General features: G+C 51.5%; 1 rRNA gene. It reads right to left on the minus strand.

The annotated features are described in order from the left end of the window. Positions 1–27: 27 nt before the first annotated feature. A 23S ribosomal RNA gene (locus N7650_RS27790) occupies positions 28–2,918 on the minus strand. Positions 2,919–3,069: the final 151 nt, after the last annotated feature.

Below are 3,069 nucleotides of genomic sequence, written 5' to 3' on the forward strand. Positions count from 1 at the left end.
TCTCAGCGCAGATTGCTTGGGTGTTATATGGTCAAGCCTCACGGGCAATTAGTATTGGTTAGCTCAACGCCTCACAGCGCTTACACACCCAACCTATCAACGTCGTAGTCTTCGACGGCCCTTCAGGGAGCTCAAGGCTCCAGTGAGATCTCATCTTGAGGCAAGTTTCCCGCTTAGATGCTTTCAGCGGTTATCTCTTCCGAACATAGCTACCCGGCAATGCCACTGGCGTGACAACCGGAACACCAGAGGTTCGTCCACTCCGGTCCTCTCGTACTAGGAGCAGCCCCTCTCAAATCTCAAACGTCCACGGCAGATAGGGACCGAACTGTCTCACGACGTTCTAAACCCAGCTCGCGTACCACTTTAAATGGCGAACAGCCATACCCTTGGGACCGGCTTCAGCCCCAGGATGTGATGAGCCGACATCGAGGTGCCAAACACCGCCGTCGATATGAACTCTTGGGCGGTATCAGCCTGTTATCCCCGGAGTACCTTTTATCCGTTGAGCGATGGCCCTTCCATACAGAACCACCGGATCACTAAGACCTACTTTCGTACCTGCTCGACGTGTCTGTCTCGCAGTCAAGCGCGCTTTTGCCTTTATACTCTGCGACCGATTTCCGACCGGTCTGAGCGCACCTTCGTACTCCTCCGTTACTCTTTAGGAGGAGACCGCCCCAGTCAAACTACCCACCATACACTGTCCTCGATCCGGATGACGGACCTGAGTTAGAACCTCAAAGTTGCCAGGGTGGTATTTCAAGGATGGCTCCACGCGAACTGGCGTCCACGCTTCAAAGCCTCCCACCTATCCTACACAAGCAAATTCAAAGTCCAGTGCAAAGCTATAGTAAAGGTTCACGGGGTCTTTCCGTCTAGCCGCGGATACACTGCATCTTCACAGCGATTTCAATTTCACTGAGTCTCGGGTGGAGACAGCGCCGCCATCGTTACGCCATTCGTGCAGGTCGGAACTTACCCGACAAGGAATTTCGCTACCTTAGGACCGTTATAGTTACGGCCGCCGTTTACCGGGGCTTCGATCAAGAGCTTCGCGTTAGCTAACCCCATCAATTAACCTTCCGGCACCGGGCAGGCGTCACACCCTATACGTCCACTTTCGTGTTTGCAGAGTGCTGTGTTTTTAATAAACAGTCGCAGCGGCCTGGTATCTTCGACCGACATGGGCTTACGGAGCAAGTCCTTCACCCTCGCCGGCGCACCTTCTCCCGAAGTTACGGTGCCATTTTGCCTAGTTCCTTCACCCGAGTTCTCTCAAGCGCCTTGGTATTCTCTACCCAACCACCTGTGTCGGTTTGGGGTACGGTTCCCGGTTATCTGAAGCTTAGAAGCTTTTCTTGGAAGCATGGCATCAACCACTTCGTCGCCTAAAGGCAACTCGTCATCAGCTCTCGGCCTTGAAATCCCGGATTTACCTAAGATTCCAGCCTACCACCTTAAACTTGGACAACCAACGCCAAGCTGGCCTAGCCTTCTCCGTCCCTCCATCGCAATAACCGGAAGTACAGGAATATTAACCTGTTTTCCATCGACTACGCTTTTCAGCCTCGCCTTAGGGACCGACTAACCCTGCGTCGATTAACGTTGCGCAGGAAACCTTGGTCTTTCGGCGTGGGAGTTTTTCACTCCCATTGTCGTTACTCATGTCAGCATTCGCACTTCTGATACCTCCAGCAAGCTTCTCAACTCACCTTCACAGGCTTACAGAACGCTCCTCTACCGCATCACCTAAGTGATACCCGTAGCTTCGGTGCATGGTTTGAGCCCCGTTACATCTTCCGCGCAGGCCGACTCGACTAGTGAGCTATTACGCTTTCTTTAAAGGGTGGCTGCTTCTAAGCCAACCTCCTAGCTGTCTAAGCCTTCCCACATCGTTTCCCACTTAACCATGACTTTGGGACCTTAGCTGACGGTCTGGGTTGTTTCCCTTTTCACGACGGACGTTAGCACCCGCCGTGTGTCTCCCATGCTCGGCACTTCCAGGTATTCGGAGTTTGCATCGGTTTGGTAAGTCGGGATGACCCCCTAGCCGAAACAGTGCTCTACCCCCTGGAGTGATACATGAGGCGCTACCTAAATAGCTTTCGAGGAGAACCAGCTATCTCCGAGCTTGATTAGCCTTTCACTCCGATCCACAGGTCATCCGCTAACTTTTCAACGGTAGTCGGTTCGGTCCTCCAGTCAGTGTTACCTAACCTTCAACCTGCCCATGGATAGATCGCCCGGTTTCGGGTCTATACCCAGCGACTAAACGCCCTATTAAGACTCGCTTTCGCTACGCCTCCCCTATTCGGTTAAGCTCGCCACTGAATATAAGTCGCTGACCCATTATACAAAAGGTACGCAGTCACCTAACAAAGTAGGCTCCCACTGCTTGTACGCATACGGTTTCAGGTTCTATTTCACTCCCCTCTCCGGGGTTCTTTTCGCCTTTCCCTCACGGTACTGGTTCACTATCGGTCAGTCAGTAGTATTTAGCCTTGGAGGATGGTCCCCCCATATTCAGACAAAGTTTCTCGTGCTCCGTCCTACTCGATTTCATTGACAAGAGATTTTCGTGTACGGGGCTATCACCCACTATGGCGGCACTTTCCAGAGCCTTCCACTAATCTCAAGTCAACTTAAGGGCTAGTCCCCGTTCGCTCGCCACTACTAAGGGAATCTCGGTTGATTTCTTTTCCTCAGGGTACTTAGATGTTTCAGTTCCCCTGGTTCGCCTCATGTACCTATGTATTCAGTACAAGATACTCAGCTTGTGCTGAGTGGGTTCCCCCATTCAGAGATCTCTGGATCACAGTCTGTTTGCCGACTCCCCAAAGCTTATCGCAGGCTACCACGTCTTTCATCGCCTCTGACTGCCAAGGCATCCACCGTATGCGCTTCTTCACTTGACCATATAACCCCAAGCAATCTGGTTATACTGTGAAGACGACATTCGCCGAAAATTCATGACAAAAACTCACAAATTTTACCTTAGCCTGAATCAACACCAGTGAAAGTGTCGTTCAGTCTATTTCTATCACATACCCAAATTTTTAAAGAACG

Source organism: Pseudomonas sp. GD04058, assembly GCF_029836855.1.
GTDB classification, from domain to species: Bacteria; Pseudomonadota; Gammaproteobacteria; order Pseudomonadales; family Pseudomonadaceae; genus Aquipseudomonas; species Aquipseudomonas bharatica.